Source organism: Trinickia dinghuensis (assembly GCF_003367175.1).
Classification (GTDB): Bacteria; Pseudomonadota; Gammaproteobacteria; order Burkholderiales; family Burkholderiaceae; genus Trinickia; species Trinickia dinghuensis.
The window spans coordinates 87,377-112,517 of record NZ_QRGA01000006.1 but is presented as its reverse complement, the minus strand read 5'-3'; the positions used below and the strand labels follow the sequence as shown (position 1 = coordinate 112,517).

The 25,141-nt window shown below is 61.6% G+C and carries 23 protein-coding genes; 4 read left to right on the top strand and 19 right to left on the bottom strand.

What is annotated here, in order from left to right:
- Nucleotides 1–72 precede the first annotated feature (72 nt).
- A complete protein-coding gene (locus DWV00_RS10370) occupies nt 73–486 on the top strand; it encodes a DUF2384 domain-containing protein (RefSeq protein ID WP_425452755.1) in 414 nt (137 codons plus the stop codon).
- Nucleotides 487–582: 96 nt separating this feature from the next.
- On the opposite strand, the gene DWV00_RS10365 is transcribed toward DWV00_RS10370, so the two are convergent.
- The 19 genes from DWV00_RS10365 to DWV00_RS10280 form a co-directional block, all read right to left on the bottom strand.
- A complete protein-coding gene (locus tag DWV00_RS10365; RefSeq protein WP_115533492.1) occupies nt 583–1,497 on the bottom strand; it encodes a LysR family transcriptional regulator in 915 nt (304 codons plus the stop codon).
- Nucleotides 1,494–2,294, bottom strand: a complete 801-nt coding sequence (locus DWV00_RS10360; protein WP_115533491.1) for a BPSS1780 family membrane protein — start codon at nt 2,292–2,294, stop codon at nt 1,494–1,496. The genes DWV00_RS10365 and DWV00_RS10360 overlap by 4 nt, the downstream gene beginning before the upstream one ends.
- Nucleotides 2,295–2,440: 146 nt before the next feature.
- The gene (locus tag DWV00_RS10355) at nt 2,441–3,592 is read right to left on the bottom strand and encodes a DUF1700 domain-containing protein (protein WP_115533490.1); all 1,152 of its coding nucleotides are present in this window, start codon (nt 3,590–3,592) and stop codon (nt 2,441–2,443) included.
- 16 nt (nt 3,593–3,608) lie between these two features.
- Nucleotides 3,609–3,929, bottom strand: a complete 321-nt coding sequence (locus DWV00_RS10350; protein WP_115533489.1) for a PadR family transcriptional regulator — start codon at nt 3,927–3,929, stop codon at nt 3,609–3,611.
- A 210-nt stretch (nt 3,930–4,139) separates the two neighbouring features.
- Nucleotides 4,140–5,174 (bottom strand): hypothetical protein, encoded by a 1,035-nt coding sequence (locus DWV00_RS33990; RefSeq protein ID WP_181885419.1) that lies wholly within the window; start codon nt 5,172–5,174, stop codon nt 4,140–4,142.
- A 112-nt stretch (nt 5,175–5,286) separates the two neighbouring features.
- Nucleotides 5,287–6,348 carry a hypothetical protein gene (locus DWV00_RS33630; RefSeq protein ID WP_147297867.1) on the bottom strand — a complete coding sequence of 354 codons (1,062 nt, stop codon included), beginning with the start codon at nt 6,346–6,348 and terminating at the stop codon, nt 5,287–5,289.
- A gap of 302 nt (nt 6,349–6,650) precedes the next feature.
- A complete protein-coding gene (locus DWV00_RS10340) occupies nt 6,651–7,199 on the bottom strand; it encodes an AidA/PixA family protein (protein ID WP_115533488.1) in 549 nt (182 codons plus the stop codon).
- Nucleotides 7,200–7,285: 86 nt separating this feature from the next.
- Complete coding sequence (locus tag DWV00_RS10335; RefSeq protein ID WP_115533487.1) at nt 7,286–7,834, bottom strand: AidA/PixA family protein; 549 nt, start codon at nt 7,832–7,834, stop codon at nt 7,286–7,288.
- Between the two features lie 109 nt (nt 7,835–7,943).
- Nucleotides 7,944–8,513, bottom strand: coding sequence for an AidA/PixA family protein (locus DWV00_RS10330; RefSeq protein ID WP_115533486.1), 570 nt, complete (start codon nt 8,511–8,513; stop codon nt 7,944–7,946).
- 48 nt (nt 8,514–8,561) lie between these two features.
- Complete coding sequence (locus DWV00_RS10325) at nt 8,562–9,116, bottom strand: AidA/PixA family protein (protein WP_115533485.1); 555 nt, start codon at nt 9,114–9,116, stop codon at nt 8,562–8,564.
- 110 nt (nt 9,117–9,226) lie between these two features.
- On the bottom strand, nt 9,227–9,787 hold the full coding sequence (locus DWV00_RS10320; protein ID WP_115533484.1) for an AidA/PixA family protein: 561 nt from the start codon (nt 9,785–9,787) through the stop codon (nt 9,227–9,229).
- A 211-nt stretch (nt 9,788–9,998) separates the two neighbouring features.
- On the bottom strand, nt 9,999–11,201 hold the full coding sequence (locus DWV00_RS10315; RefSeq protein ID WP_115533483.1) for an ROK family transcriptional regulator: 1,203 nt from the start codon (nt 11,199–11,201) through the stop codon (nt 9,999–10,001).
- 121 nt (nt 11,202–11,322) lie between these two features.
- On the bottom strand, nt 11,323–12,117 hold the full coding sequence (locus DWV00_RS10310) for an ATP-binding cassette domain-containing protein (RefSeq protein ID WP_115533482.1): 795 nt from the start codon (nt 12,115–12,117) through the stop codon (nt 11,323–11,325).
- A gap of 95 nt (nt 12,118–12,212) precedes the next feature.
- Nucleotides 12,213–13,148 carry an ABC transporter permease gene (locus DWV00_RS10305; protein ID WP_115533872.1) on the bottom strand — a complete coding sequence of 312 codons (936 nt, stop codon included), beginning with the start codon at nt 13,146–13,148 and terminating at the stop codon, nt 12,213–12,215.
- Nucleotides 13,149–13,326: 178 nt separating this feature from the next.
- Entirely contained in the window at nt 13,327–14,280 is a 954-nt protein-coding gene (locus tag DWV00_RS10300) for a sugar ABC transporter substrate-binding protein (RefSeq protein ID WP_425452754.1), read from the bottom strand.
- Nucleotides 14,281–14,594: 314 nt separating this feature from the next.
- Nucleotides 14,595–15,536: a LysR family transcriptional regulator gene (locus DWV00_RS10295; protein ID WP_115533480.1), complete on the bottom strand. Its 942-nt coding sequence runs from the start codon at nt 15,534–15,536 to the stop codon at nt 14,595–14,597.
- Between the two features lie 12 nt (nt 15,537–15,548).
- Complete coding sequence (gene flhC, locus DWV00_RS10290) at nt 15,549–16,112, bottom strand: flagellar transcriptional regulator FlhC (RefSeq protein WP_115533479.1); 564 nt, start codon at nt 16,110–16,112, stop codon at nt 15,549–15,551.
- Between the two features lie 17 nt (nt 16,113–16,129).
- Nucleotides 16,130–16,447, bottom strand: coding sequence for a flagellar transcriptional regulator FlhD (gene flhD / locus DWV00_RS10285; protein WP_115533478.1), 318 nt, complete (start codon nt 16,445–16,447; stop codon nt 16,130–16,132).
- A gap of 394 nt (nt 16,448–16,841) precedes the next feature.
- Nucleotides 16,842–17,279, bottom strand: a complete 438-nt coding sequence (locus DWV00_RS10280) for a diacylglycerol kinase (RefSeq protein ID WP_115533477.1) — start codon at nt 17,277–17,279, stop codon at nt 16,842–16,844.
- 453 nt (nt 17,280–17,732) lie between these two features.
- On the opposite strand from DWV00_RS10280, the gene bcsB reads away from it, so the two are divergent.
- The 3 genes from bcsB (at nt 17,733) to DWV00_RS10265 (ending at nt 25,135) form a co-directional block, all read left to right on the top strand.
- The gene (gene bcsB / locus DWV00_RS10275) at nt 17,733–20,000 is read left to right on the top strand and encodes a cellulose biosynthesis cyclic di-GMP-binding regulatory protein BcsB (protein WP_115533476.1); all 2,268 of its coding nucleotides are present in this window, start codon (nt 17,733–17,735) and stop codon (nt 19,998–20,000) included.
- Nucleotides 20,001–20,063: 63 nt separating this feature from the next.
- Entirely contained in the window at nt 20,064–21,239 is a 1,176-nt protein-coding gene (gene bcsZ / locus DWV00_RS10270) for a cellulose synthase complex periplasmic endoglucanase BcsZ (protein WP_425452753.1), read from the top strand.
- Nucleotides 21,236–25,135 carry a cellulose synthase subunit BcsC-related outer membrane protein gene (locus DWV00_RS10265; protein ID WP_115533871.1) on the top strand — a complete coding sequence of 1,300 codons (3,900 nt, stop codon included), beginning with the start codon at nt 21,236–21,238 and terminating at the stop codon, nt 25,133–25,135. The genes bcsZ and DWV00_RS10265 overlap by 4 nt, the downstream gene beginning before the upstream one ends.
- Nucleotides 25,136–25,141 lie beyond the last annotated feature (6 nt).

Genomic DNA, 25,141 nt, shown 5'->3' with positions numbered 1-25,141 from the left:
GTGCGCCGCCTCGGATCCTCGGATCGCAGGGGCGGCGCGTCGCGGATGCACGAAGGATGCGAGGTGGTGAACATGATGAACTCGACGGCGATCGCCGACGACATCGCGCAAGGCGAAAGCTTTGAACAATTCATGAATTCGCTGCGGGATCCGGCTTTCGCGGCGCCGATCGTCTCGGCGCGGCGTTATTCGGAAGCGCTGCACATCGATATGCAGACGTTAGCTAAGCAAGCGGGTGTCCATCGCAACACGCTGAGCCGGACGCCGGCGTCGGAAAGCGTTCAGCGCTTTCTGCGCGAGGCGCTGCGCGTCATTCGCGCGGCGACGGATGCGAACGGCTGCGTGCAGCATGCGCTGTTCTGGTACCGGAACGAGCCGCTGTCGGAATTCGAGTACAAGACGGCGGAGCAGCTCGTTTCAGGTGGGCGGACCGAGGATGTGTTGCGGTATATCGTTTCGGTCGAAACGCGGGCGGCGGCCGCGTGATAGGTCGCGCTCGATCGCGCTAGCGTTTTCGGATCGAGCGCAGCGGGGCGGTCAAGCAAGTGAGAGGTACTTCTTAGTACTTCTTAGTGCTTCTTGTTACTTAGCCGTCCGATCCGCGAGATACGCCTCCGTCCTCGCCTGCAGGAAATCCCGTAGGTGCCCGAGCGCCGGAGTCAGTGCGAGCCGATGCGTGCTGACGAGATTGACCGGCGCGTGCTCGCCTTGCCAATCTTCCAAGGCCGCTTCAAGGCGTCCGGCGCGCAAATCGGCCAGTACATCCAGCCTCGATTTGTACGCGAGCCCGTGTCCGGCGAGCGCCCAGCGTCGCACGAGTTCGCCGTCGTCGGCAATTCGGTTGCCGGTTACCTTGACGACCTGCTCGTCGTCCCCCTTCTTGAACGTCCAGCGATCGTGCATCGTTTCGCTGAGCGCCAGTCTCAAGCAGTTATGTCGATGTAGCTCGTCGGGCGAAGCGGGTTTGCCGTGATGCGCGAAGTAGGCCGGCGACGCGCACAGCACCCGCCGATTGCCGGGCGCGAGCGGTGCCGCGACGAGCGTCGAATCGTCGGGCACGCCGTAGCGAATGGCCGCATCGACGGGTTGGCGGAACATATCGACGCGCGTATCCCCGATTCGCACATTGAGCGCCAGTGCCGGGTGGCGCGACATGAATTCGTCGAACCAATCGACGAGCACGCTTCGACCCAGGTCCGACGGAATCGAAAGCGTCAGTGTCCCGTGCAGTTCGTCGCGTTCCTGCATCAAGGCATCTTGCCCTGCCCGCAACTCGGACAGCGCGTTGCGGGCGAATTCGACGTACCGGGCGCCGTCGGATGTCAGCCTTAAACTGCGCGTCGAGCGAGCGAACAGCCGTACGCCCAGTTCGCTCTCGAGCCGTTTGATCGCGGCGCTTGCGACGGCGGGCGCGATGTTGAGCAACCGTGCGGCGGCCGATAGGCTGCCGTTGTCGGCGGCGAGAACGAAGACCGTGAGATCGTCGAATCGAATCATCGTGCGGCGTGGCAGCGAGGGGTGGCGAACAGATCGCGATAGCCTCCGTAGATCGACAGCAGCATCAACGGCAGCAGCGCAAGCGAAGAGAATAACAGCGGAATCCGGCGCGCGAGCAACACGGCATCGGCTACCGCCACCACGTAGATCAGCGTGGTGCGCCAATTGCGAACGGCGCCGTGCAGGCTGGCGGCCATCGCGTCGAGCGGACCGGCATCGCGCAGGATGACGAGTGCGGGAGCGAACCAGGCGGCAGCCAGCGCGAGCGTGAAGATCGGCAGCGCGACGAGCGTGGCGATCGTTCCGCGCGGGCCCCGGCCGCCGTAGGTAATCGACAGGTGATGTACGCCGCTCGTCACGAACGATTTCAATACCGAGGCATCCACGACCATCGCGGACAGCACGTACCCGACGACGATCAGCGCCGCGCTGGCCAGACCGATCGCGAGCAGGGCGTAGTAGTGCTGCGCGACGGCGGCGGCGATATCGCCCGGTCGCGCGGGCCGGCCGATCCTCACGCGTTCTTGCGCCACCATCAGCGCGCCGACGACGAGCGGCGCGGTCAGCACGACGGCCGGACGCAGTAGCGGTACGAACTTGCAGGCGACGGTGAACGCCACGCAGGCAAGCAGCGTTCCGAGCCACAGCAGCGGTTGCGTGCGCGCCGCACGCCAGCCCGTTTCGAGCCAGTCGAGGATGAACATGGCGTCGAGCTGAAAGCCCTCCAGGTGCGCGGGCGTCGGGGCAGGCCGCTTGTGGGCGGCTTTGGAAACATCGGTGAGATAGTTCAGGCTCATGGCGATTCCTTTCTTTCGATGCTGCATGAATGTCAGTGATAAGGACTGCTAATCAATATATCTAGTGGTCTCGGCGATGCGATGACCCGGTGCCACTGAATGAAGGCGCTTCAGGTGCTTAGTGCGATGAAAACGCCGAGGGTGCGTTACGACGGTTGTTCGTGCTCATGTTCGTCGAGCCGTGCCGAGATCGCGTCGATTTGGCGATGAACATAGCGGGACAGCGCGCGCCACGTGAGACGAGTCAGCCAGATGCAGACAATGAGGCCGAGCACGCCGCCGATCAGCATCATCAGCGCGTAGCGGAACGTCATGGCACCCAGGGACCATCCCATCGGCGCGACGATGCGCACGACGTTGTCGTCGTCATCGTTCAGGGTGATGCCTTTATTCGCATCGATGACGACCGAATCGGTACCGCTGCGTAGAGAGAGGCGGGGCGTCTTGCCGTTTGCGTCTTGCTCGAACTGAACGTGCTCGGCGTCGGACCCGTCGTCGTCGCGGATGTCCCAGACGAGTGTCGAGTCGTTGCCGCCCGCATGCTTGACCTTGACGGACTTGCCGTCGTCGTCCTTCACGACCATGGTCGTCACGTCCTTGGTCGCGATGCGGTACGTGTGGTCGTCGGCCGGCGTGAGCAGCTTGTCGGCACCGCTGCCGAGTGCGACCATTTTCGTTTCACCGTCCTCGTTCTTGAGCACAACGAGACCGGCACGCGTGGTGATCAATGCCTTGTCGCCGTCGTCGAGCTTCAATACGAAGTGATCGCCGTCTACCTTGACGTCGCCGAAGTCCGGGGCTTCGTCGCTCGCGTTTTTAGCGGTGGTGGAGATGCCCGACGCCGCACGGTTCGACTTGGTGCTGATATGAATGGACGGCTGTTCCGTGGGCGGCCATCCGAACGCGTGGTGGCTGCACAGCGAGACGACCGTGACTAGGCCGCCGATCGCGAAGGCGCCCGACACCAAGTAGCCTGCCGTCAGCAGCAACAGATAGATCAGGAACGGCAAGAGCAGGATGAGGTTCAGCAGCCCGAGCCCGGCGACCGAGGCGACGACGCGCGCGAGATTGCCGAACGAGCGGCGCGCCTGCCACTGGCGATAGGTGGCCTGAGCCTTGATCTCGCGAGCGAGCTTGGCGGGATCTCCGAGCGCGGCGACGACTTCTTCTTCGTTGCGGCCGGCGGCGATCGCATCGCCAATGTACTCGCGGTAATCGGCGACGATCTCTTCCACTTCCTGCTTGGGCAGACTGGCTAGGCCTTGCCGCAGCTGCTGAATGAATGCGTCCTGCTTCATCGAGGTTCCCCTTTTCTTATTTGATGCCGGGCCAGCCGAGCACGCTGTTCACTTCGTCGACAAACCCGCGCCATTCCACTTGCATTGCCTCCAGACTTCGACGGCCCAAGTCCGTCAACGTGTAGTACTTGCGGGGCGGGCCGGAACTCGATTCGACCAGATACGTCGAGACCCAGGCTTCGGCCTGTAGCCGGCGCATGAGCGGATAAATCGTGCCTTCGCTGATTTCCATCGTTTCCGACAATGTCGACACGAGTTCGTAGGCGTAGCTGTCGCCGCGGGCGAGCACGGCTAGGACACACATATCAAGCGTGCCTTTCTTCAGTTGAGTCTTCATGCTGCGCGGCGGTGTCCTGGGTGCTCTGTCCTATGCATCGCAAGGTACTTGGTATGACATGGTTCGAACTGTAGCAGCCGGTAGTGTTTTATGCAAGGTACTGGTTTAAGCAAGGGAGAGGGGAAAGGAGCGGTGGGATGGTGCGGACAACGGCCGAAGCAGGTCCCGGGCGAGGTTCGTCCGGGACTGCGTGTGTAGATGCTGGTGCTGTCAGCTATTGGTGGGGGTGTCGGGCTGGTGCTTGGGAGCCTGGCATCCGCAGCCGTGATGCTTGTGCTTGTGGCCGCCCCAGCCGGCGCATCCGTCGGGATAAGGCTGGGTGGGCCACGAGGACTGCGGGTAGCAAGCGTCGAGCGCCTTGTGCATCAGGACGGTCAAACTGCAGATCGTCTTCATGATGTTGGGTAACTCGTCGCACAGCGGGTTGGGCGAGAGGATGGGGTCCGGGCCGTGGTGACCATGGTGGCCGTGATGATGGTGGTGATGGTGGTGAACCGGGGGCGGCGGGGGCGGAACCATTGAAGCTTCCACCCGCGTCGCGGCGTCTATCGTCCAATCGACTTGCCAGCCTTGCCACATGTGCTTCAGGGGCGTGAAGATTTGGCTGTCGATGAACGTGCACTGATAGGTGTTGTCGTTCGTGTTGCCGTCCGGGCGCATGTCCTTGACCAGCATTGCTGGCGTTAGCTGCCCCGTCCCTCCCGGAATGCTCGTTGGCCAGAAAACGTGTGAGGCGGCAACTTCCGCGTGCCCGGGAATTTGCTTCCAGCCTTGATCTTGTTGGATGGGCGTCGGGCCGCCAAGGTTGGTGGGGGTTACCTGGTCCGTAAGGTCTCCCGGAGACCCCGTCATGTACTCCAAATTGTCGCCGGAGTACGCGTGCAATCGAAGTGGAGGTTTTCCAACGGAACTGTCAAAGTACCCGTCAAACGACCCGCAGATACGTATGCCATCAAGGCCACCGTCTTGGTTTTGAATTATGTTAAAAAATTTCGTGAAGAGACCATTCGCCCATGTGCTTCTTCGGAAGTTATTGACCGCGCATTGAGCCCCCTTGAAAAAGATGAATTGACCGTTGTTATCGTCGCGACACACGGCGTCGAGATTGCTGCTCATCTCATCCGGCAGCCCCGGCCAGATCGTCTTGATTGGTATGGTTTGTTGAACTTGCTGATTGAAATCATCGACGATGATGCAATCGCTTCCGCTAAATATGCACAGCAGTGTGCCGTCGGAGGTTGCCATTTCCGTTTCCTAGATGCGATGTCCGAGGCCACGGCGGCCAATGGCTTCGAAGTCTTCGGCGGCCTCACATCGTCAGTTTGTCGGCGATCTCTGGGGAAGGCGTGCATCCGTGCTATTGCACGGGACCATTTCCCAGAGGCCCTACAGGTCCTCCCGCCGGCTCTCCTCCGTAAGACGTTCCCCCGGGTTGGCCCTTGCATCCGCACGGATGACGCTTATGGCCCGAACTCGAGCAACCGTCGGGATACGGTTGCGTCGGCCACGAGGAAGGCGGATAGCACGCGTCGATGGCTTTATGCATCAAGAGGGTCAAGCTGCAGACCGACTTCATGATGTTGCCGAGTTCGTCGCACAGCGGGTTCGGAGTGAGCACAGGGCCAGGGCCTTGGTACGGGTAGGGGGTGGGTACGGGGACTGGAAGCGGCTTGGCATTGGCGACAATCGAAGCATCTACGCGCGTCGCGGCTTGGATCGGAAATTCATTGTCGCTATATTGCGGCCACAGTTCCGTTAGCCGCATTACGCCTTTAACGGGGGTAAAGCCGGGAACACCATTTTGTTCGAATGTAAATTTGTAATGACCATCGCTGGTATCGTGAACAATGAGGCAGCGCTCCAGCTTTCCATCACCTTGGGCACCGTATGCGGTTAGTTCTGCCACGAGGGTGGAAGCGACCAAGTCCTGGTTGCTGCTCAGATTCCAGCCATTGCTGACTATATCGGATGGCCCTTGACTTAAATTAACTTTGGTGACTTGAAATGGATCTTGATTGGCGATCGGGCCGTTAATGAAATTTCTTCCGCTGTAAAACGCATAATTAACATGGTTCACCCCCGTGCTGGCGGCGGTGAGGTTGCTGTAAAAAGTTTCACCTGTCGAAGTCGGCGCGGAGAAATGGTCGCTTATTTTTCCCTGAAGCCATTTGTTTGATCCGTAATTGTAAATTGCACATTGATCAGCCTTAAAAAATGCAATTTGCGTATATTCCGGACAATAATATGCGGCATCCAAATTGTTGCCCATATTAACAGAGGGTGCTGTGTTGTATGTGGCGAGATTAGGCCAGACGTCTGTGATTTTGTATATTCCTTTTAATTCGCGATAAAAATCGTCAATTAAAAGTAATTTTTCATTACTGAAAAGGCATAGCAATGTACCGTCGGGGGCTGGCATTTTGATTTTCCTATAAAAATTATTGATGATTAAAACAATTATTTGGTGATGTTTTTTACTTTTTGAGGATTGGCTGTTTCGTATCAAATCGCAAGGCCGAGGGGTGCGATGTGATGTTCTCGCGGTTTCAATTTAACGATAGTTGAAATTTCGTCGACAATGCTGATGTTTTTGTGTGATCCTTGCCGAGAAAGATGGTTGGCCATCGTGTAATTCAATATTTGATTATTATTCGATAAATTTGTAAATAAATTCCGAGTGCACTCGCATCGATCGACCATCAAGCTGATGGAACAATCGACTTACCCCACGGCGTATCTGCTTGTTCCGGGGATCTCGATATTTGGGTCAAGCGTGAGTATTGCGATGCGTACGCCCGTGCTGTCGAATACAGAAAATGACACTCTATACGACACATGCCCGGGCCCCGTGACCTGGGCTTCCAAGTGATAGTCGTCGATCTGTTTCACAACGACCTTGCCCGCCTGGTCCCGGACAGCCACGAGCCTGCTGCTCGCCACCGGCTTGGCATCCGACACGATGCGTGAATCGCTAAACGAAAAGGGGTGTATGAAGCACTGATATTCAAATCCTAGTGAGAGGCCTATTGCCCGGAAGTGAATGCAGTCGCCGGCTGCGGCCTTGATGTCTATCCAGCAACTGCCCTCGTCGGCGCTTTTGCCGGCGGAACGTACGCCATAGGGCCCCCCGAAATTCACATCGCTCCAATCGGTCACGAAAAAAATGTATTTTTCGAAGCCCTCGATGCAGGTATCGGTCGACCCGCTCACGGGGTAGTTGCGAAGGATCCCGATGATATCTACGAACATGGTTACATTAATGATGCTCATTAATGTCTCCTTCGAAAGATGAGGCGCATTTTACAGAGCGTTGTCTTGCGGTGCCGCTGTGCACAGGTGATGGTGAAGGCGCTTATTTACTGAATGGAGTACGGGGATTCACCTGGCCAATTCACGTAGAGATAGGTGAAGAATCCTCCTATGCGAGTGGCATTGCTGTCGAATATGGAGAAATTGATCGTGCATTGCTCATATCCGAGCTTGTCGCCGACGGTAAGTTCCCAGTAATCGTCGAAAACCTGGGTCACGGCCACTGCGCCGGTTGTTGTCCTAGATGTGGCGGGAATGGCCTCGCATTTGTGAGCGCTTGCCGTGATGCTTTTTTCGTAAAGAGCGATGGATTGAATGAAGCATTGATACTTGAATCCAGCCGTCAACGAATTTGTGCGCAGTCTGACTTTATCGTTGGGCTGAACCCGGATGTTCAAGTTGACTCCGCCTTGATTGTTGCTGGCCGTGTTTGGATATCCGGGCCAATATGGTCCGGCGTTTTCATTGCTTGATCGGGTTAATCCAAAAACTAAACCCTGGCCCGCGACGGATGCGTTGTAATAAGAAGTTGCGCTAAAAAGCGAGCTTTGGAAGATTCCTTCTAGATTCGGAATATAGGTTACGTCGATGTTCATATGTAGCCTCTTCGATTGAGGTAACGACGGCGCCGGAGTCAAGAAATGCTCGGTGCATGTGGCCGCAACGCCGTGCGCAAGCGGAGCGGAAGCGCTTGGCCGAACCCTGTTACGGCTGCACCATATACCAGATCGTGCAGACGAAATTCCCTCGAAGCACTGCCTTGTCGTCGTAAATCCGAAACTTCATGTTGGCGGCCGCCAACCCTGCCTGGGTGGCCGTAAACTCCCAGCAACTATCGATAATATCCGTGGGTTTCACTTGATCCAGAGTGGACACCGAGGCGTCCACCATCGTCGAAACCGATGCACGTTGTTGTAGTGTCGGTTCGGTGATGCATTGCGCTCCACTGGCAATATCGATTTGCTCCACAAAGCATTGATGATCGCAACGTAGGGCTAAGCTGGCTACTCGAAAACGAAGAGTATCGGCAACTTTGGCGATGATTCGCAAATCATTGCTGGCCTCCAGGGCGTCCTGACTGCTCGTGGTCGCGACGTTAGCGGAGGGGGCCAGGAAGAATACATAGGAACGGCCGCTGTATTTGAGTGGAATCCAGCTATCGGTCGAGCTGGTGCCGGATGAGACCGAATGCGGCAATTGCGCGGAAGGCGAGGTGTGATCTTGAAGAATCTTTACCGGGTCAAACACTGCAGCGCAGTCAATGACGTTTGGCATGATGGCTCCATTTGAGTGACGTGATTGCGATATCGATTGACGCACAGTTCACGTGATATAAGGATCGTGCGAGAAGATTCCTCTGTTCGAGCCGTTATTGTCGACGATCGTGTATAGCAGGTTGTAAGGTTGCCGATTCGAATTTTGAACGGTGGACTCCCACCAATAATCGTTGGCTGGTACTATCGTCATCCCGCCGGACGGGGGCGCACCCGGAGTCGCGACTGTGTAGGCGAGAGGTTTTGTTTTGGATTGAGGTGCCGTGATATTCGACCAGCTACCGTACTCTAGGCCTTTGAGATAGCACCGATACTGAAATGGCGATGTCAAAGAAACCGCTCGCCACTGAACGATGTCGCCAGCTTTTGCTCTGACGTTTAATGAGTAGCCGCCTTCTTCTTGATCTTGCTCGTTTACCCAGCCGCTTTTAAACGTGGTGGTGCCTTGATATTGATCGGTATCCGACCATTCGGTTAGCAGATATGCATAGCCCTTTCCTGCGTTCTTGAGCGGAACCGGTTGGGATCCATTGGGCGTATGGTCTCGAAGGATTCGTTCCGCATCGATTACCACTAATATTTTGATGATTTCAGAATTCGGCATTATGGTTCCTTCGATAAGATAAAGGGTAACCAATGGAGTGATGTCAGTTCGCGTAGTCGCGGTATTGAAATATATAGCGTATGTACACCCGGTATGAGGTGGGCGGGGGATTAGGCTTCGACTTTTATTTGAGATCGAAGGCTGTATCCGCCCAATCTCCGCAATTTATCGTCGTAAATGGAGAAGTTGACGGTGAATTTCGCCGTTCCGGAGCAAATCGTCGTCGCTTCGTGGTAATGGTCGACTTCGGAAGCGAGGGTATATTGTGTAAATAACGTTGCCGTTGGATCAAGCTCGGTGCTGCTTACGGACCGACAAATTTTGGTGGGCGATGTGATGATCTTATTGCCAGGCGTATCAAAGACAATTTTGTCGATGAAGCATTGATGATCGCTTCGCCATCCCAACGGCAGAGAGCGAAAGCGGGCAACATCGCCGACATTGATGATGAGCTCCGCTTGGTCCCCACCTTCCTCTTGCTGGTGGTCTTGCGCTTGCTGCGCGTCTACTTCGCTTTGATCCGTACTCTGCGCAACATCTGAGAAAGGCGCCACTGCGAATACGTAGCCGAGGCCTTCGTTATTCAGTGGCTTATAACCATCGTTGGTCCCGTGGTCTGTCAGAATCTTGGTGGGATCGAGGACAAACAATGCATCGGTGACTTTCGGCATTCTGTTCTCCCAGCATAGATGGAGCTTGCTGACGATTCACAGCGTTAGTGTCACCGAAATTGTCTTGCCGGACGCGTCTAGAAATCACACGCCGCTAGTGGGAGAGGTGCGGATCTCAAATGCTGACGATTTTGATTGATTTGATGAATTCGAGACCGCGGGGCGGCGGCGAGCCGGAAGTGGAGGTCTCCCTTGCTCGCGTCGCGTCGCCCTAATCCTTCAAAAACAACTCATGCATCGGCGCAAAATGCGCGTAGAGCGGCAGAATCGCCCCGCCCATCGCTCTTGCATCCGCCCCGATCGTCCCTTCGATCAGTTGCGGCCTGACCATCCCTTCCCATTCGATGCGATCGAGCGCACCTTGCGTGCGTCGAATGAGTTCGCGCATGAGTTGCCGATCGACTTCTCCGTCGATGACGACGGCCTCAAGATCGAGCAGCGCCGTCGAACCGGCGATCGTCATTGCAATGGCGGGACACGCTTCGTCGAGCCACCGCTCGGTAACCGCCCAGACGTCGGCCCCGAGCGCTCGATGATCGTGCGCGGCGGCTGCCGGCACGCCTGCGGCGACGAAGCGCTGCTCGAGAACGAACCCCGATGCGGTATGCAGCAATTGTCGTGGCGCGCGCCCATCGCCGATCGAGAGGGGCATCGAGCCCACTGCACCCGCGTTGCCGTGCGGCCCGCCGTGCAAGCGGCCGTCGATGACCAACCCGCCGCCGATGAATGTCCCGACGAACAGGTAAAGAAACGAGCGAATGCCGCGCCCTTGTCCCATCACGAGTTCGGCCGCGCACGCGGCAGTCGTGTCCTTGGCGAACTCGACGGGGAGTCCCGTCATCGTGGCGATGCGCGTGCGAATGTCGATGGCGTTCCACGATTCCAACGCGGCGGGCGGCGCACCCAAAAAGTCTCGCCATCCGCCCAGCCATAGCGGCGCGGCGACACCGACTCCGACGACCTTGTCGGCGTGCGCCCCCAAAGAATCGATCACCCGGGCGATCTTGCTTTCCAACGCAGGAAACAAGATGTCGGGATCGGGATACGCATACTCGAGGACATCGCGCGTGCAGACGTGCCCGGTGAAATCCATCGCGAGTACGTCGAGACTGCGACGCCCGACCTTGATGCCGATCGTGTACGCCCCTTCGGGCTTCAGCGCAATGGGCACCGACGGTTGCCCAATGCGGCCCCTCACACGCGCCTGCTTGGCGAGCAGCCCATCGTCGATGAGCCGGTCAACGATCATCGATACGCTTTGCATGCTGAGCCGCGTGAGCCGAGCAACGTCGGCTTTGGGCAGTGGCCCATGCAAGCGGATCGCCTGCAGCACGATCCGCTCGTTGAATTGCCGCATGCCGACTTGATTCGAGCCGACCGTTCTCGTCGCATGCGGATGCGTTCGCGCGTTCATTTCAGTAGATCCTCATGCGTCCGCATTCCATCCGCTTCGCGAGCAACGTGCGAACGCAACACAACGCGGCACGGCACGATACGACACGGCGCGACGTGACGGCAACGCCACACGCCGGTCATCACGCAATGGCCCGAACATCCGCCTGCTTGGCACCCGTCATGATCGCCACCGCGTCGGACATATGAATGTCCTTCGTATTGACGAGCGCGGCGCGTTTCCCTAGCCGCTGAATATGAATGCGGTCGGCGATCTCGAACACGTGCGGCATGTTGTGGCTGATGAGAATGACCGGCAATCCACGATCGCGCACGCGCCGGATCATCTCCAGCACCATGTTGCCTTCCTTCACGCCGAGCGCGGCGGTCGGCTCGTCGAGAATGACGACATGCCGCGCGAATGCCGCGCTGCGCGCGACAGCAACGCCTTGGCGTTGTCCTCCCGATAGCGTCTCGACCGCCTGGCGCATCGATCGAATCCCGATCTGCAGATCCTTCATGTGCGAGGTGGCTTCGTCGAGCATGCGGCGTTTGTCGATCATCCTGAGCACCGAGCCGCGCCAGCCGGGCAAACGGCGCTCACGCCCGAGAAACAGATTCTCGGCGATCGTCATGGCCGGGGCGACAGCCAACTCCTGATAAACGGTCTCGATGCCTTTCTCCCGCGCGTCGAGCGGGCTGCGAAATTTCACGGGTGCGCCGTCGAGCAGGATGTCGCCTTCGTCGGGGACGGTCGCGCCGGAGAGCGCCTTGATCAGCGAGGATTTACCGGCGCCGTTGTCGCCGATGACGGCGAGAATCTCGCCGGGCATGACTTCGAAATCACAGCCGTCCAGCGCGGTCACTTGTCCATAGCGCTTCACGAGGCCGCGCGCCTGGAGCACGGGCTGTGTTGAGCGGGAGCTTGAAGTCGACATGGCGTTTCCTTGGCGAATGCGAATACGAATGCGAATACGATTGCGCAGATAAACCGAACCTACGCATACGAAGAGGGGCGGCGAAGTCCGATGCCTCAGCCGCGACGGTGCGAAAGCTTGTCGGCCGCCACCGCGAGAATCACGAGAATGCCGGTGATCAGCACTTGATAGACCGACGAGACGCCGATCAACGTCAGGCCGTTGCGGAACACGCCGACGATCAATGCGCCGAGCAATGTGCCGACAACCGATCCTCTCCCGCCGAACAGGCTGGTGCCGCCGAGCACCACGGCCGTGATGCTGTCGAGGTTGTCGCTCTGGCCGGCCTGCGGATCGCCCACGCCGGTGCGCGAGACGAGCAGCAGGGCCGCGATGCCGTAGATCGCCCCCGACAGGGAGTAGACGGTCAGCAAGATCTTCTCCGACGACAAGCCCATCAAGCGCGCGGCCTCGGGGTTGTTGCCGAGCGCGTACAGATGCCGGCCGGGAACGGTATTTCGGAGTACGAACCAAGTGACGAGATACAGAAGCAGCGCGAGCACGGTGCCGTAGGTCACTTCGGCCGGCCCGACTCGGAACGTGTTGCCGAGGAACATGATCGCGTCGGGCAGGTTCGATACCGTCTCGGCATTCGAATAGAGCTGCGTCAACGCGAACGCGATGTTGAGCGTGCCCAGCGTCACGATGAACGAAGGCAGCTTCACGCGCGTCACGAGCACGCCGTTCAGGAGTCCGAACAATGCGCTGGCGGCGATGCCGCACAGGATGGCCAAGATCGGCGGCACGCCCAGCACGACGGCAAACTTCGTCATGATGATCGAGCCGAACGCCATGACCATGCCGCACGACAGATCGATGCCGGCGGTTAGCACGATCAGCGTCTGTCCGATCGCGATGACGGCGACGACGATCGTTTGCTGAAGGATCAGCGACAAATTCTGAAACGACAGAAAGCGATGGCTCTGCGAGATGAAGAAGGCGCACGCGGCGATGAGGGCGATCAGCGGGCCGGCCTCTGCGATGCTCGGCATGCGAAGGGCGCGCGAGCGAGGAACGGGGGCCGGCGCTACCGGCCCGGCGGATTGAGTCGTCATGATGCGTCTTCTCCTACGATCGAAACGAAATGACTGGTAGTGACAGCGACAGTGCCGGCGCGGCAATGAAGCGTGAAGCTAAGTCAAGCTATGGGCGATGCCGCGCCGTGCTCCGTTATTGGCCCCAGCAGTTCTGCAAGCCGAAGGCCGTGTCCTTGCTGTCGACGCCGGACATCGGCTTGTCGGTGATCAGCGTGACGCCCGTGTCCGTGTAGCCGCTCACTTTCTTACCGGTCTTCGCGTAGTTGACGCCGGCATCGACGCCCATCGCGGCCATCTTGAGCGGGTATTGCTGCGCCGTCGCCGCGATCTCGCCGGCCTTGACGTTGCGCACGCCTTCGCAGCCGCCGTCGATCGATACGATCAGCACGTTCTTTTCCTTGCCTGCGGTTTGCAGCGCGCGATAGGCGCCGGCCGCCGCGGGCTCGTTGATCGTGTAGACGACGTTGATGTCGGGGGATTTCTGCAAGCAGTTTTCCATCGCCGCCTGCCCCTTCGACTGATCGCCGCGCGTGTCTTGGCTGCAGACGATGCTCGGGTCGCCCGCCTTGATGCCGAAGCCCTTCAGGAAGCCGTCGTGACGCAGGATGCCGACCGAGATGCCCGGTGCGAGATCGAGCGTGGCGATCTTCGCAGGCTTGCCGCCGAGCGCTTTCTTGGCGTAGGCGCCGATCAGCTCGCCGGCCTTGAAGTTATTGGTCGCGAACAGCCCGTCGGTGGCGGTTTGCGGGTCCGTCGGCGTATCGAGCGCGATCACCATGACGCCGGCTTTACGCGCTTTCTCGATCGACGGCACGATGGCCTTCGTATCGCTCGGCGTGATCAGGATCGCCTTGGCGCCCGCCGTCGTCATGTTCTCGAGGGCCGTCACCTGCGATGAATTGTCTCCGTCGTACCTGCCCGCGGCCGTCAGCAGCTTGGCGCCGTCTTTCTGCGCGGCGGCTTCGGCGCCTTGCTTCATCTTCACGAAGAAGGGGTTGGTATCGGTCTTCGTGATGAGGCCGACGATGGGCTGATCGGCGAACGCTGCACCGGCACACAACGCCGAGGCCGCAGCCGCGCCGAGCATCACATGCTTGGCGGCGGCCAGGTAGGGACGGGTCTTCATCGAATGCTCCTCCTCCGGGTGGTTGACAACGAATTGGCAGCGCGTCGCATCGGCTGCTCGACTAAATCAACTGCATGGATTTAGTACAGCAGCAGCGTCGAAAGGAGTCAAGCAGATGGATTCAATGCAATGCGGCAAAGACAGATTTGTCTAATTGCGTGAGAAGTTTGTCAAATGGGAGTTAGCGGAGATTATTGCGATGCAGCAATAAAGAGGGCGATCTCAGGGAATATCCTGAGTCGAAAGTCGGTGTAGGAAGCGTTTAATTCGCCGATTTAGCGCGATGGCTTGGCGGACTTTGCGGCTTGGACGCCCTGGTCCCATGGCGGATCGTCGCCGAACGTTTCGACGAGACAGTCGACGAAGCGGCGCACGCGCAGCGGGATGAGGCGCGTGCTCGGATAGACCGCTTGGAGGTCGAGATCGGCCGCGCGGTAGCGCGGCAGCACGGCGACGAGATCGCCCCGCGCGAGCAACTCGCCGAACGCGAACGACGGCCCGTAAGCGATGCCGCTGCCGGCGAGCGCCGCGGCGACGAGCATCTGCATGTTGTTCGCGACGAGCCGGCAGGGGCCGCCGATCGTATGGGCGCGCCCTTTGGTATCGAGCAGCGTCCAATCGCCGGGGGAGACGGCGTCGCTGAACGCCAGGCGGGCGACACGCTGGAGTGCGGCCGGGTTGCGCGGCGTGCCGTTGCGCTGCAAGAACGCCGGCGAGGCGCAGAGCACCATGCGGCATGGCGCAATGCGCCGCGTGACGAGTGCCGGATCGCTCAGCTTGCCGATGCGCAGCGCGACGTCCACGCCGGCCTCGAGCAAGTCGACATAGCGGTCGCTCAGCACGGTTTCGACGTTGACTTCGGGATGCGCGTTCAGGAAGCGCGCCACGACGCCGCCGAGATGCAGCGCGCCGAACGTGACGGGCGCCGCCACGCGCAGCACGCCGCGGACGGTGCCGTGCGCGGCGCTGGCCTCTCGGTTGGCTTCGTCGACCGATTCGAGGATCGCCTTGCACCGCGGGTAGTAGCCGTGGCCGATGTCGGTGAGCGTCAGGCGACGGGTGGTGCGCTGGAGGAGGCGGGCGCCGATCTGCGCTTCGAGCGCGGCGACATATTTGCCGGCCATCGCGGCCGACATGCCGAAGCGGCGCGCCGCGGCCGCGAGGCTGCCCTCGTCGACCGCGGCGACAAACAGCCCCATGCCGGTCAGGCGATCCATTTCAGGCCGAACTCAGGCGGCGGCTTGCGCGGCTTCGAGGTTATGCTTGGCGGCGCTGGCGCGTTTGGTTTTGCCCGCGCGCGAAGGCGGCTGGCAGGCGCCGCACACGATGTTGTTCTGCAGATCGTGCTTGTGCGCAACGAACTTGCCGCTGCAACGGCAGCACGACGTCAGCTGCAGAATGTCGGCGTCGAAAAAGCGCACGAGCGTCCAAGCGCGCGTCAGGTCGAGCACGGGCTCGGCGTCGCTGTGCTTGCAATGCTCAAGGTACAGGCGGTAGCCCTTCGTCAGCGCGTCGAGATGCGAGCACCCGGCTTCATGCTTCAGGAAGACGTAGGTGTTGTAGAACAGGGAGGCGTGAATGTTCGCGAGCCATGTCATGTACCAATCGGCCGAGAACGGCAGCATGCCCTTCGGCGGCGATACACCCTTGATCTCGCGATACAGGCGGATCATGCGGTCGCGCGAGAGCGTCAGTTCGCTCTCGAGCACCTGCATGCGTGCACCGAGTTCGATCAGCGCGATGGCGCGGAATACCTCTTGGGCATCTTCCGTGAGGCTCTTCTTCTGGACCATGGCGCGGCCTCCTCGATTTACGCGAACTGCTCGGCCGGTTGGCTTGCGAGCAGGATCGCGGTGTGCGTGGCGGCGACGTCGGTGTTCTTGGCCGTCTGCGTCAGAGCCGAGAGCATCGCGTGGTCGTTGAAGCGGAAGAAGCACAACAACTGATCGGAGGAGGCAAGCTTCACGCTCTGCGCGAGCGAAAGTCCGGCCAGCAGATCGGCCAACTCCGACGACAAGCCCAGACGGAACATCCCGATGGCCTTGTCCTCGCGCAGCATGCGCTGCGCGAGCATGATGTACGACAAATTAATTTCGCGGATAGAGTCCAGCGTCTCGCTGCGGTCCATTTCTCACGTTTCCGAAGCCCCGTTGACCCGGCCGGTATTTAATACCGTGTATTTTTTTCGCTCGCGGGGACGTTATCGTTTGCGTGACCCCGGTGCATCGATTGATACAGGTGGTTACAACTTGTAACACCATGGGGGCCATTCTAAGAACGGCTTTTACCGAAAGCAATCCCTTCCCAATAAAAAGTAGGAAAAAAGCACGTATTAGACTTTCGGCAATTTTTTCATGTTTCTGTAACAAGAAAAGTTGACCGGATTCAATCAGGGGTTTGCCGGATGTCGCGTAGAAGGAGAGGTGACCCTTGTTGTTTTGAAGGCTTTGAGTAAGAATGTGGTCGTACGGTTGTAATAATTCCAAACCCTACCGTTCGGCCGGCGAGTGCTGCCGGGGGCATCACCCGTGCCCATGGAGCCATTGCTTCGCAAGTGGCCACAGCACGGTGGCCCACGTCATCGCGCAGATGATCAGCGCGATGAGCACGGCCGCGCTGCCGCAATCCTTGGCTCGACGCGAGAGTTCGTGCCGATCGAGCGAGATGCGATCGACGACGGCCTCGACCGCCGAGTTGAGCAGCTCGACGAGCAAGACGAGCAGCACGGAGCCGATCAGCATGACCCGTTCGACGGGCGTGACTGGCAGCAGCAGTGCGCAGGGGATGAGCACGATCGCCAGCGCGGTCTCTTGGCGAAAGGCGCTTTCCGAGCGGAACGTGGTGAGCAGCCCATCGTAGGAGTGCTTGAGTGCGAACAAGGCGCGCAAAAGACCGGTCCGCTTCGGCGGTAGGGAGGACGGCGTGCGCGAGGTAGACGAGGAGTTGGTCGAGCGGCCCATCGTGTGTCTTTGAGTATCGGCGTATGTGTATGTATTGACCGGTAACGGACGAGGTGCCGTTGCGGCTGAAAAACGACAAGTTTGTCACACTTCTCTGCTATTCTTACCCGCTTCGCGAAGCGATGTCGTATTTAATCGGAGGTATGCTGCGGGTGCTCCATGGGAGTCGGCCGTGTCCCTTGCTGGACAAGGCTGAGGGGCGAACGCAGGTATGTTGTGATTTCGTCTTCGCACCGGGAGGCCATTCGATTTGATCGAGGCAGGATGAATCTAAACAATTGTCCTCGATCAAAGTTCAGGCTATAAAACGCTGTATATGAATGAGCCGAAATCGGCGCGCATCGTGCTAGCGAGCAGCAACCGCACGATGCGCGGTGGCGCGAAGGTCGCGTTTCCGATATAAGAGGGGCCGCTCGTGCGGTGCACCATCGTTCGGCATGAACCGGGCCGTCAATGAAGAAACTAGCTCTATCGACTTGCGTTTTCTCGGCAGCGTTAGCCGGCTGGCTGTTTACTCCTTTGTCAATTGCTGCGCCCGAGGCCGCCGCTTCGGCGCCGAGCGCAGCGTCCATGCCCACGTCCGCCGCAAGCGCGGCGCAGCCGGCCTCGTCTACGACATTCACGTTTGCGACGCTCGGCGCTTACGAGCCGCTTCATCTGCGCGGCCCCGACGATACGCGCACGATCAACGTCGGCGTGAGGCTCGATCGCGTCGCCACCGCGGCGACGCTGCGGCTGCGCTACACCTATTCGCCGGCGCTGGTCTTTTCGCTTTCTCATTTGAAGGTATCGATCAACGGCGAGGCGATCGCGACCGTGCCGTTCGACAAGGAGCACGCGGGTCAGATGATCACGAGCGACATCCCGCTCGATCCGCGCTTCCTGACCGACTACAACCAGTTGAACGTGCAGTTGATCGCGCATTACACGCTCGATCATTGCGAGGATCCGGAGAACTCGGCGCTCTGGGCGGACATCAGCCCCACGAGCGAAGTCCTGCTGGATACGGTGCCGCTCAAGCTGCCCAACGACCTGAGCTTGCTGCCCGCGCCGTTTTTCGATCGGCGCGATCCGCTGCAGTTGCAGTTGCCGTTCGTGCTGCCCGCTTCGGCCGACGATTCGACGCTCGAGAGCGCCGGTATCCTCGCTTCGTGGTTCGGCGAACTCGCGGATTACCGGCAAGCGCGGTTCACGGCGTCGACGGCGTTGCCGACCGACTCGCACGCGGTCGTCGTCGGCACGCGCGCGCAATTGCCGGCCGGCCTCACGCTGCCCACCGTCGACGGTCCCATGCTGATCATGGCCGACAACCCGGTCGCGCCCAACAAGAAGCTCTTGATCGTCACGGGGCGGACCGACGCCGAGGTCAAGCAAGCCGCGGATGCGCTCGTGCTCGGCAAGGCGGCGTTGTCGGGTTCCGAAGCGACGGTGGAACACGTCGACATCGGGCCCGTGCGCCAGCCCTACGATGCGCCGAACTGGCTGCCGATCGGGCATGCGATTGCGTTCAAGCAGCTCGTCGACGACCCGAAACAGCTGCAAGTCTCGGGCAGCCGGCCCGACGCGATTCGCCTGAATCTGCACGTGCCCGCCGATCTGTATTCGTGGAGCGGGCAGGGTGTGCCGATCGACTTGAGATACCGCTACACGGCGCCGACGGTCCAGAACAATTCGGCCCTCTCGATTTCGATCAACGACTTGCTCGTGAAGTCGCTGCGGCTGCCGCCTGCCAAGGACGAGGACGGCAAGGGCCGGCTGCAGTTGCCGATCCTGGGCGGCGCCGATGCGCGCGCGGCCGATCTGCTCGATATCCCGGCCTTCCGCGTCGGCAGCTCGAACCAGCTTCAGCTGAAGTTCGATCTCGACTCGCAAAAGACGGGGCTGTGCCAGGGCGTCGCGCAAAACCCGGTGCGCGCCGCCGTCGATCCCGATTCGACGGTCGATTTCTCGCACTTCGTTCACTACGCGCGGATGCCGAACCTCGCGTATTTCGCCAACAGCGGCTTTCCGTTTACGCGCTATGCCGACCTCTCTCAGACGGCCGTGGTCGTGCCCGATCGGCTGGGGCCGGAAGACCTCGATACGCTGTTGACGACGCTGGGCCACATGGGGCAGTGGACGGGCTTCCCCGCGCTGCGCGTGCAAGTGGTCCGCGCGGGGCAAGCGCAACAGGTGCAAAACAAGGATTTGCTCTTGATCGGCGATAGCGCGTCGGGCGTGCTGCCGCCTTCATGGCGAGCCGCATTGCCGCTTTCGATCACCTCGGACGCGAACGGCCAGATCACGCGCACGGCTTTCTCGGTCAAGGAATATTGGCGCGACGGCGTGCACGTGCCCGAAGGCAGCGCGCGGCTCGGCGAGAGCGGTCCGATTGCCGCGCTCCTCGGCTTCGAGGTACCCGGCAGCCACGGGCGCAGCGTCGTCGCGATGACGGGCACTTCGCCGGCACGGCTCACCGATTTGCTCGACGTGCTCGAGAAGCCCGATCGCGTCGCTCAGGTTCAAGGCGACGTCGCGCTCGTTCGCGACGGGCGTGTGGAGAGCATGCGCGTCGGCGATACCTACGTCGTCGGCTACGTGCCGTGGTACGCGCAGATCTGGGGGCGCGCGATTCGCCACCCCGTCCTGCTCGGCGTGCTGGGCGCGCTCGGCGGGCTGTTGCTCGCTATCGCCGCGTTCACCGCGTTGCAAGAGCTGTCGGCTCGGCGCCGGGGGATTTGACGGATGGCGTGCACCGACAAGCGGGGTTCGCTGAAGAAAGTGACGCGGTGGGCGCTCGGCGGCATGGCCGCCGGCCTCGTGGCGGCTTCCGCCTGCGCTTCGGGACGCGTTGCAGCCAGTGCGGCCGCGGCCTCCGGACCTGCCGCTTCTTCCGCTTCTTCCGCGTGCACACCCGCATGGCCGCGCTGGGAGCAATTCAAGCACGGCTTTTTGTCGTCCGACGGACGCGTGATCGACGTCGGCTCGGCCGACGATCGCACCGTATCGGAAGGGCAAGCGTATGCGCTGTTCTTCGCTCTCGTCGCGAACGATCGCGCGACGTTCGACGAAGTCTTGCGCTGGACCGAGAACAACCTGGCGAGCGGCGATCTCACGAGCCACTTGCCGTCTTGGCTCTGGGGCAAAGACAAGGACGGCAACTGGCATGTGCTCGATGCGAACCCGGCATCGGACGCCGATCTCTGGATCGCCTACACACTCCTGCAGGCGGGCGAACTCTGGCACGAGCGCAGCTATACGGCGCGCGGCACGGTGCTCGCGCGGCATATCGCCGAGCAAGAAACCGCGACGCTGCCGGGCCTTGGCCTGACGCTGCTGCCGGGCCCCCAGGGATTCCATCCGGCGCCCGACGAGTGGCGCGTCAACCCGAGCTACGCGCCGTTGCAGGTGCTGCGAGGGCTCGCCGAGCAATTGCCGGGCGATGCGCGTTGGAAAAGTCTGACGGAATCGGCGTCGACGGTGTTGCTCGATACCGCACCGCAAGGCTTCGCGCCCGATTGGGCGCGCTATCACGCGGGACAGGGCTTTCTGCCCGACACCGATACGAAGGCCAAGGGCAGCTACGACGCCATCCGTGTCTATCTTTGGGCCGGCATGCTCGATCCGGCTCAGCCCGGCGCGAAAAAGCTGCTCGCGCGCTTGACGCCGTTCGCCGATTACATCGTCCGGCATGGCGCGCCCTACGAGTCCGTCGATACGACGAACGGGCAAACGACCAATGAAGGCAATGCGGGCTTTTCCGCCGCCGCCGTGCCGTTTCTCATGGCGCTCGGCCAGTCGGCAGCGGCCGACGCTCAAGCCGCGCGCGTTCAGTCGCTCGACGCGCGCGATCCGCCGGGGTATTACACCAGCGTGCTGACGCTGTTCGGGCTTGGTTGGCGCGACGGGCTCTATCGTTTCAAGGCCGACGGCACCCTCAACGTGCGATGGGGGGCGGCGTGCTCGGGCCCGTCGCGATGAAAGGTCGCGCGCGCGATAGCGCTGCCGCTTTCGTTCGATGCGCGGTGCTGACGGCGTTGGCTTGGACGCCGGGCGCCTGGGGTGCGGGCGCATCGGATGCCGCCAACGCCGCCAATCCCGGCCATGCCGCGGATTCGGCCGCCCCGGCCCAGCCGATTACCCCCGAGGCCCGCCTGCTCGCCACCGCGCGGCTGTGGGCGGCCAAGCATCGCGACGACCTCGCTTTGCAAGCGGTGCAAAAAGCGCGGCTGGTCGCGCCCGACGACGCCGTGCTGCTGAGCGAGGAGGTTCGCATCGATTTGCGGCTCGGCAAAGCGCGCGATGCGGCGGCGCTGCTGGATCGACTCAAGGCGCGGCAGCCCAACGCCGCGGTGACGCTGGAGCTCGAAGACGAATACCGCGCGGTCACGAGCGGCCGCGACGAGCTGGCGACGATTCGCCTGCTGGCTCGCAGCGGGCAAAGCGAAGCGGCCACGCGGCGGCTGCTGGTCCTGTTTCCGCATGGTGCCCCGCCCGGTGAGCTCGGCGCGGAATACTACCGGATCCTGTCGGGCACCCCGGCCGGATACGCGCAAGCCGTTGCGGCCCTGCGCCAGCGCGTGGCCGGCGATCCGACGGATTCGGCGGCGGCGCTCGCGCTCGTCGGCCTGCTCAACGAAAAGAGCGCGACGCGGGCCGAAGCGAACCGGCTCGCGTGGTCGCTGGCGAAGCGCCAGGAGGTCGATCACACCGCGGCGATGAACGCATGGCGAAGCGTGCTGCAGTCGGCCGGGACGGATCCGGCCTATCGCGATGCCATCGACGCGTACTTGGTGTTCGAGCCCAACGATTCCGAGTTCAAGGATCGGGCATCGACGCTCGACGCCGAGCGTCAAGCGCAGTTAACGCTCGAGCGCAATCCCGATTACATCGCCGAGCATCAAGGGCTGCGCGCGCTCGCGCACGGCGATCTGCCCGCCGCGGACACGCTGCTCACGCGTGCGGCCAAGGCGCGTGCGAGCGATGCGGACGCCGTCGGCGGCTTGGGCCTCGTGCGATTGCGCGAAGGGCGCCAGGACGAGGCGCACGCGCTGTTCCTGCGCGCCGCGGCGCTCGCCCCTGACGATCGCGCCAAGTGGGACGGTCTTGCACGCACGGCGCTTGTCTGGGGCATGATTGCGAAGGCTCGCGAGGCCGCGGCGGCGGGGCGCGCGCAAGATGCGCAGCACGACGCGCAAGCCGCGCTGGCCCTCGATCCGACGAACGCGCAGGCCAAGCAGCAGCTCGCCGACGCGTGGCTCGCGCAGCGCGATTGGGTCGCCGCCGAGCCGTTGCTGCGCGAGTTGCTGGCGAACCGTGAACTGAATATGGGCGCCGTCGAAAGCATGCAGACCCTGCTGCGCGAGTCGGGCCGGGAAAACGAAATTCCGGGGCTGCTCGACGCGCTGGCTCAACGTTTCCGCGATCAGTCCGATCGCAAGGACCTCGCCGGGCTGCGTGCCGACGTCCTGATCCTGCAGGCGCAGCGCTTGGTCGCGACGGGCAAGATCGGGCCCGCGGCCGAGGACTATGAAAAAGCGCTGCGCTTGGCGCCCGATGTGCCGTGGACGCGCTTCGCGCTGGCCCGCATTTACCGCGACCTAGGCTTGCCTCAACTAGGCCGCGCGGTCATGGACGATGGCCTAGCAACGGACGCGTCGCCGGAAATGCGCTATGCCGCCGCGCTCTACCGCAACTCCATCGACGATTTGTCCGGTGCGCAGACCGTGCTCGCCGGTGTCGCCCCCAATGCGCGCACGGAAGGCATGCGCTCGCTGGCGAGCCGGATCGATGCGCAACTGGCGTTGCGCCAAGCGCGCACCGCGTTCGCGAGCGGCGATCGGGAAGCGGCGGCGCGGGCGTTGGACGTTGCAAGGACGAAGGGCGGCGACGACCCGTACGTCACGGCTTCGGTCGGTGCGCTGCTCATCGACGAAGGCCAACCGGACCAAGGGCTGGCGCTCATGCGCGATTGGATGGCGAACCATCCGACCCAGACCGATGTCGACGTCGAACTGCGCTACGGCGATCTGCTCGGCAGCGCCGAACGCAACGACGCGTTGGCCGATTGGCTCGCGCGGCTGCGCGGCGAACCGAATTTGACCGTGCAGCAGAGCGCGCGGCTCGAGGATCAATCGCTGCGTCTGGTCTTGCGCGAAACCGACGCCGCGCTCGAACAGCTCGACTACGCGCGCGCGCGGCGCCTCTTGGCTCAGGCCAGCCCCGCGGGCAAACGCGACAAGCGCTATGCGCTCGAGCTGGCCGATCTCGAGCGCGCGCAGGGGCACTACGACGCCGCCCGGGCGGCGCTGGCGCCGGTGCTCGCGAAATCGCCCGAAGACGCCGACGCGCGTCTGGCGCTCGCCCGGGTTGAGGAAGACAGCGGCCATCGCGCGGACGCGTTGCGTATCGTGCGCGAGGTGCTCGAGGCGGCGCCGCCCGACGACGTCGATACGCGTCTGTCGGCCGCGCGGCGGCTGACCGCGCTGCGCCGCACGCAAGAGGCCGAGCAGTTGACCGATGCGCTGCAGCAGGCCTATCCCGCACGTTCCGACGTGACGGTCCAGGCGGGGCGCGTGGCCGAAGAACTCGGCGAGTACGACAAGGCGGCGGCGCTGTACCGCCGCTCGATGGCGCAGGAGCGCGCAGCGGGCGAGGTGTCGCGCTCGCCGGACGGCACGCCGGGGCAAGCGGCGCTGGCCGATCTCGAACAGCGCCGCGATCCCGAGATCGAAGCGGCCTGGATGCCAGCGTTCAAGTCGGGCGATGCGGGCATTTCCGACTACCACGCGCAGCAGGTTCCGATTTACGTCCAGATGCCGTATCGCTACGAGGGGCATTTCTTCCTGCACCTCGATGCCGTGCACCTCGACGCGGGCACGCTGTCGATCGCGAATCCGGCTCCGTATGCGCAGACGACGTTCGGGACTTACTCGGCGTTTCAATCCGGCGACGTCCCCACCAACACTTACGTCTTGCATCAGCACGCGGACGGCGTCGCGCTCGGCACGGGATTCACGTCCGATGCATGGCGTTTCGACGTTGGCACGACGCCGCTCGGCTTTCCGATTCATTACCTCGTCGGCGGCGTGCGCTATCGCTTCGATGCGGGCCCCGCGAGTTTTTCGGTCAGTGCCTCGAGACGGCCCGAGACGAGCAGCGAGCTTTCGTACGCCGGCCTGCGCGACCCCTGGACCAATGCCCTCTGGGGCGGCGTCCGCCGCGATGGAATCGACTGGCATGCGGGGATCGACATCGGCCGGACGAGCCTGTTTTCGGAGCTCGGCGCGGGCGTATTGACCGGCGTCCACGTCGCATCGAATCAGGAAATGACGCTGCGCACGGGCTTCACGACGCCCGTCTACGAGGGCCAGAACATGCGCGTCAACACGGGCGTCGTCGGGAACTATTGGCACTACACGAACAACCTGCGCTTTTATACCTACGGCCAGGGCGGCTACTACAGCCCGCAGCGATATTTGTCGTTTGGCGTGCCGATCGAATGGACCGGCCGCCGCGGCGGGTTCAAGTGGGATCTGACCGCGACCGTGGGCGCATCGAATTCCTACGAAAAGAATTCGCCGTATTACCCTGACGGTCTGCCTGGCGCACCGAACATGCTGCCGACGCAGACTCTGGCCGGCACCCAAGTCTTTACGGGCGGATCGACGCGCGGGCTCAGTTTCTCCTACGGCGTGAGCGGGGTGGTGGAGTATCGGTTCAATCCTCGCCTGGTGGCGGGCTTGAGCGTGGACATCGATCATGCTCACGATTACGCGCCGAGTTCGGGAATGGTTTACGTGCGATATTCGTTCGACGCGCGCAAGCCGGACACGAGCCTGTCGCCGCGGCCGGTCAGCCTTTATTCGAGTTACTAACTAACC

Coding starts and splice junctions, on each gene's coding strand:
- DWV00_RS10300 (WP_425452754.1), bottom strand. CDS start 14,280: ATGCTCGGCGCGGCTGCGGCCTCGGCGTTGTGTGCCGGTGCAGCGTTC.
- DWV00_RS10350 (WP_115533489.1), bottom strand. CDS start 3,929: ATGAAGACTCAACTGAAGAAAGGCACGCTTGATATGTGTGTCCTAGCC.
- DWV00_RS10320 (WP_115533484.1), bottom strand. CDS start 9,787: ATGCCGAAAGTCACCGATGCATTGTTTGTCCTCGATCCCACCAAGATT.
- DWV00_RS10370 (WP_425452755.1), top strand. CDS start 73: ATGATGAACTCGACGGCGATCGCCGACGACATCGCGCAAGGCGAAAGC.
- DWV00_RS10360 (WP_115533491.1), bottom strand. CDS start 2,294: ATGAGCCTGAACTATCTCACCGATGTTTCCAAAGCCGCCCACAAGCGG.
- DWV00_RS10305 (WP_115533872.1), bottom strand. CDS start 13,148: ATGCCGAGCATCGCAGAGGCCGGCCCGCTGATCGCCCTCATCGCCGCG.
- DWV00_RS33630 (WP_147297867.1), bottom strand. CDS start 6,348: ATGCCAGCCCCCGACGGTACATTGCTATGCCTTTTCAGTAATGAAAAA.
- DWV00_RS33990 (WP_181885419.1), bottom strand. CDS start 5,174: ATGGCAACCTCCGACGGCACACTGCTGTGCATATTTAGCGGAAGCGAT.
- DWV00_RS10295 (WP_115533480.1), bottom strand. CDS start 15,536: ATGGATCGCCTGACCGGCATGGGGCTGTTTGTCGCCGCGGTCGACGAG.
- flhC (WP_115533479.1), bottom strand. CDS start 16,112: ATGGTCCAGAAGAAGAGCCTCACGGAAGATGCCCAAGAGGTATTCCGC.
- DWV00_RS10335 (WP_115533487.1), bottom strand. CDS start 7,834: ATGAACATCGACGTAACCTATATTCCGAATCTAGAAGGAATCTTCCAA.
- bcsZ (WP_425452753.1), top strand. CDS start 20,064: ATGGCCGCCGGCCTCGTGGCGGCTTCCGCCTGCGCTTCGGGACGCGTT.
- DWV00_RS10340 (WP_115533488.1), bottom strand. CDS start 7,199: ATGAGCATCATTAATGTAACCATGTTCGTAGATATCATCGGGATCCTT.
- DWV00_RS10325 (WP_115533485.1), bottom strand. CDS start 9,116: ATGCCGAATTCTGAAATCATCAAAATATTAGTGGTAATCGATGCGGAA.
- DWV00_RS10315 (WP_115533483.1), bottom strand. CDS start 11,201: ATGAACGCGCGAACGCATCCGCATGCGACGAGAACGGTCGGCTCGAAT.
- DWV00_RS10265 (WP_115533871.1), top strand. CDS start 21,236: ATGAAAGGTCGCGCGCGCGATAGCGCTGCCGCTTTCGTTCGATGCGCG.
- DWV00_RS10280 (WP_115533477.1), bottom strand. CDS start 17,279: ATGGGCCGCTCGACCAACTCCTCGTCTACCTCGCGCACGCCGTCCTCC.
- DWV00_RS10330 (WP_115533486.1), bottom strand. CDS start 8,513: ATGCCAAACGTCATTGACTGCGCTGCAGTGTTTGACCCGGTAAAGATT.
- DWV00_RS10355 (WP_115533490.1), bottom strand. CDS start 3,592: ATGAAGCAGGACGCATTCATTCAGCAGCTGCGGCAAGGCCTAGCCAGT.
- DWV00_RS10310 (WP_115533482.1), bottom strand. CDS start 12,117: ATGTCGACTTCAAGCTCCCGCTCAACACAGCCCGTGCTCCAGGCGCGC.
- DWV00_RS10365 (WP_115533492.1), bottom strand. CDS start 1,497: ATGATTCGATTCGACGATCTCACGGTCTTCGTTCTCGCCGCCGACAAC.
- bcsB (WP_115533476.1), top strand. CDS start 17,733: ATGAAGAAACTAGCTCTATCGACTTGCGTTTTCTCGGCAGCGTTAGCC.
- flhD (WP_115533478.1), bottom strand. CDS start 16,447: ATGGACCGCAGCGAGACGCTGGACTCTATCCGCGAAATTAATTTGTCG.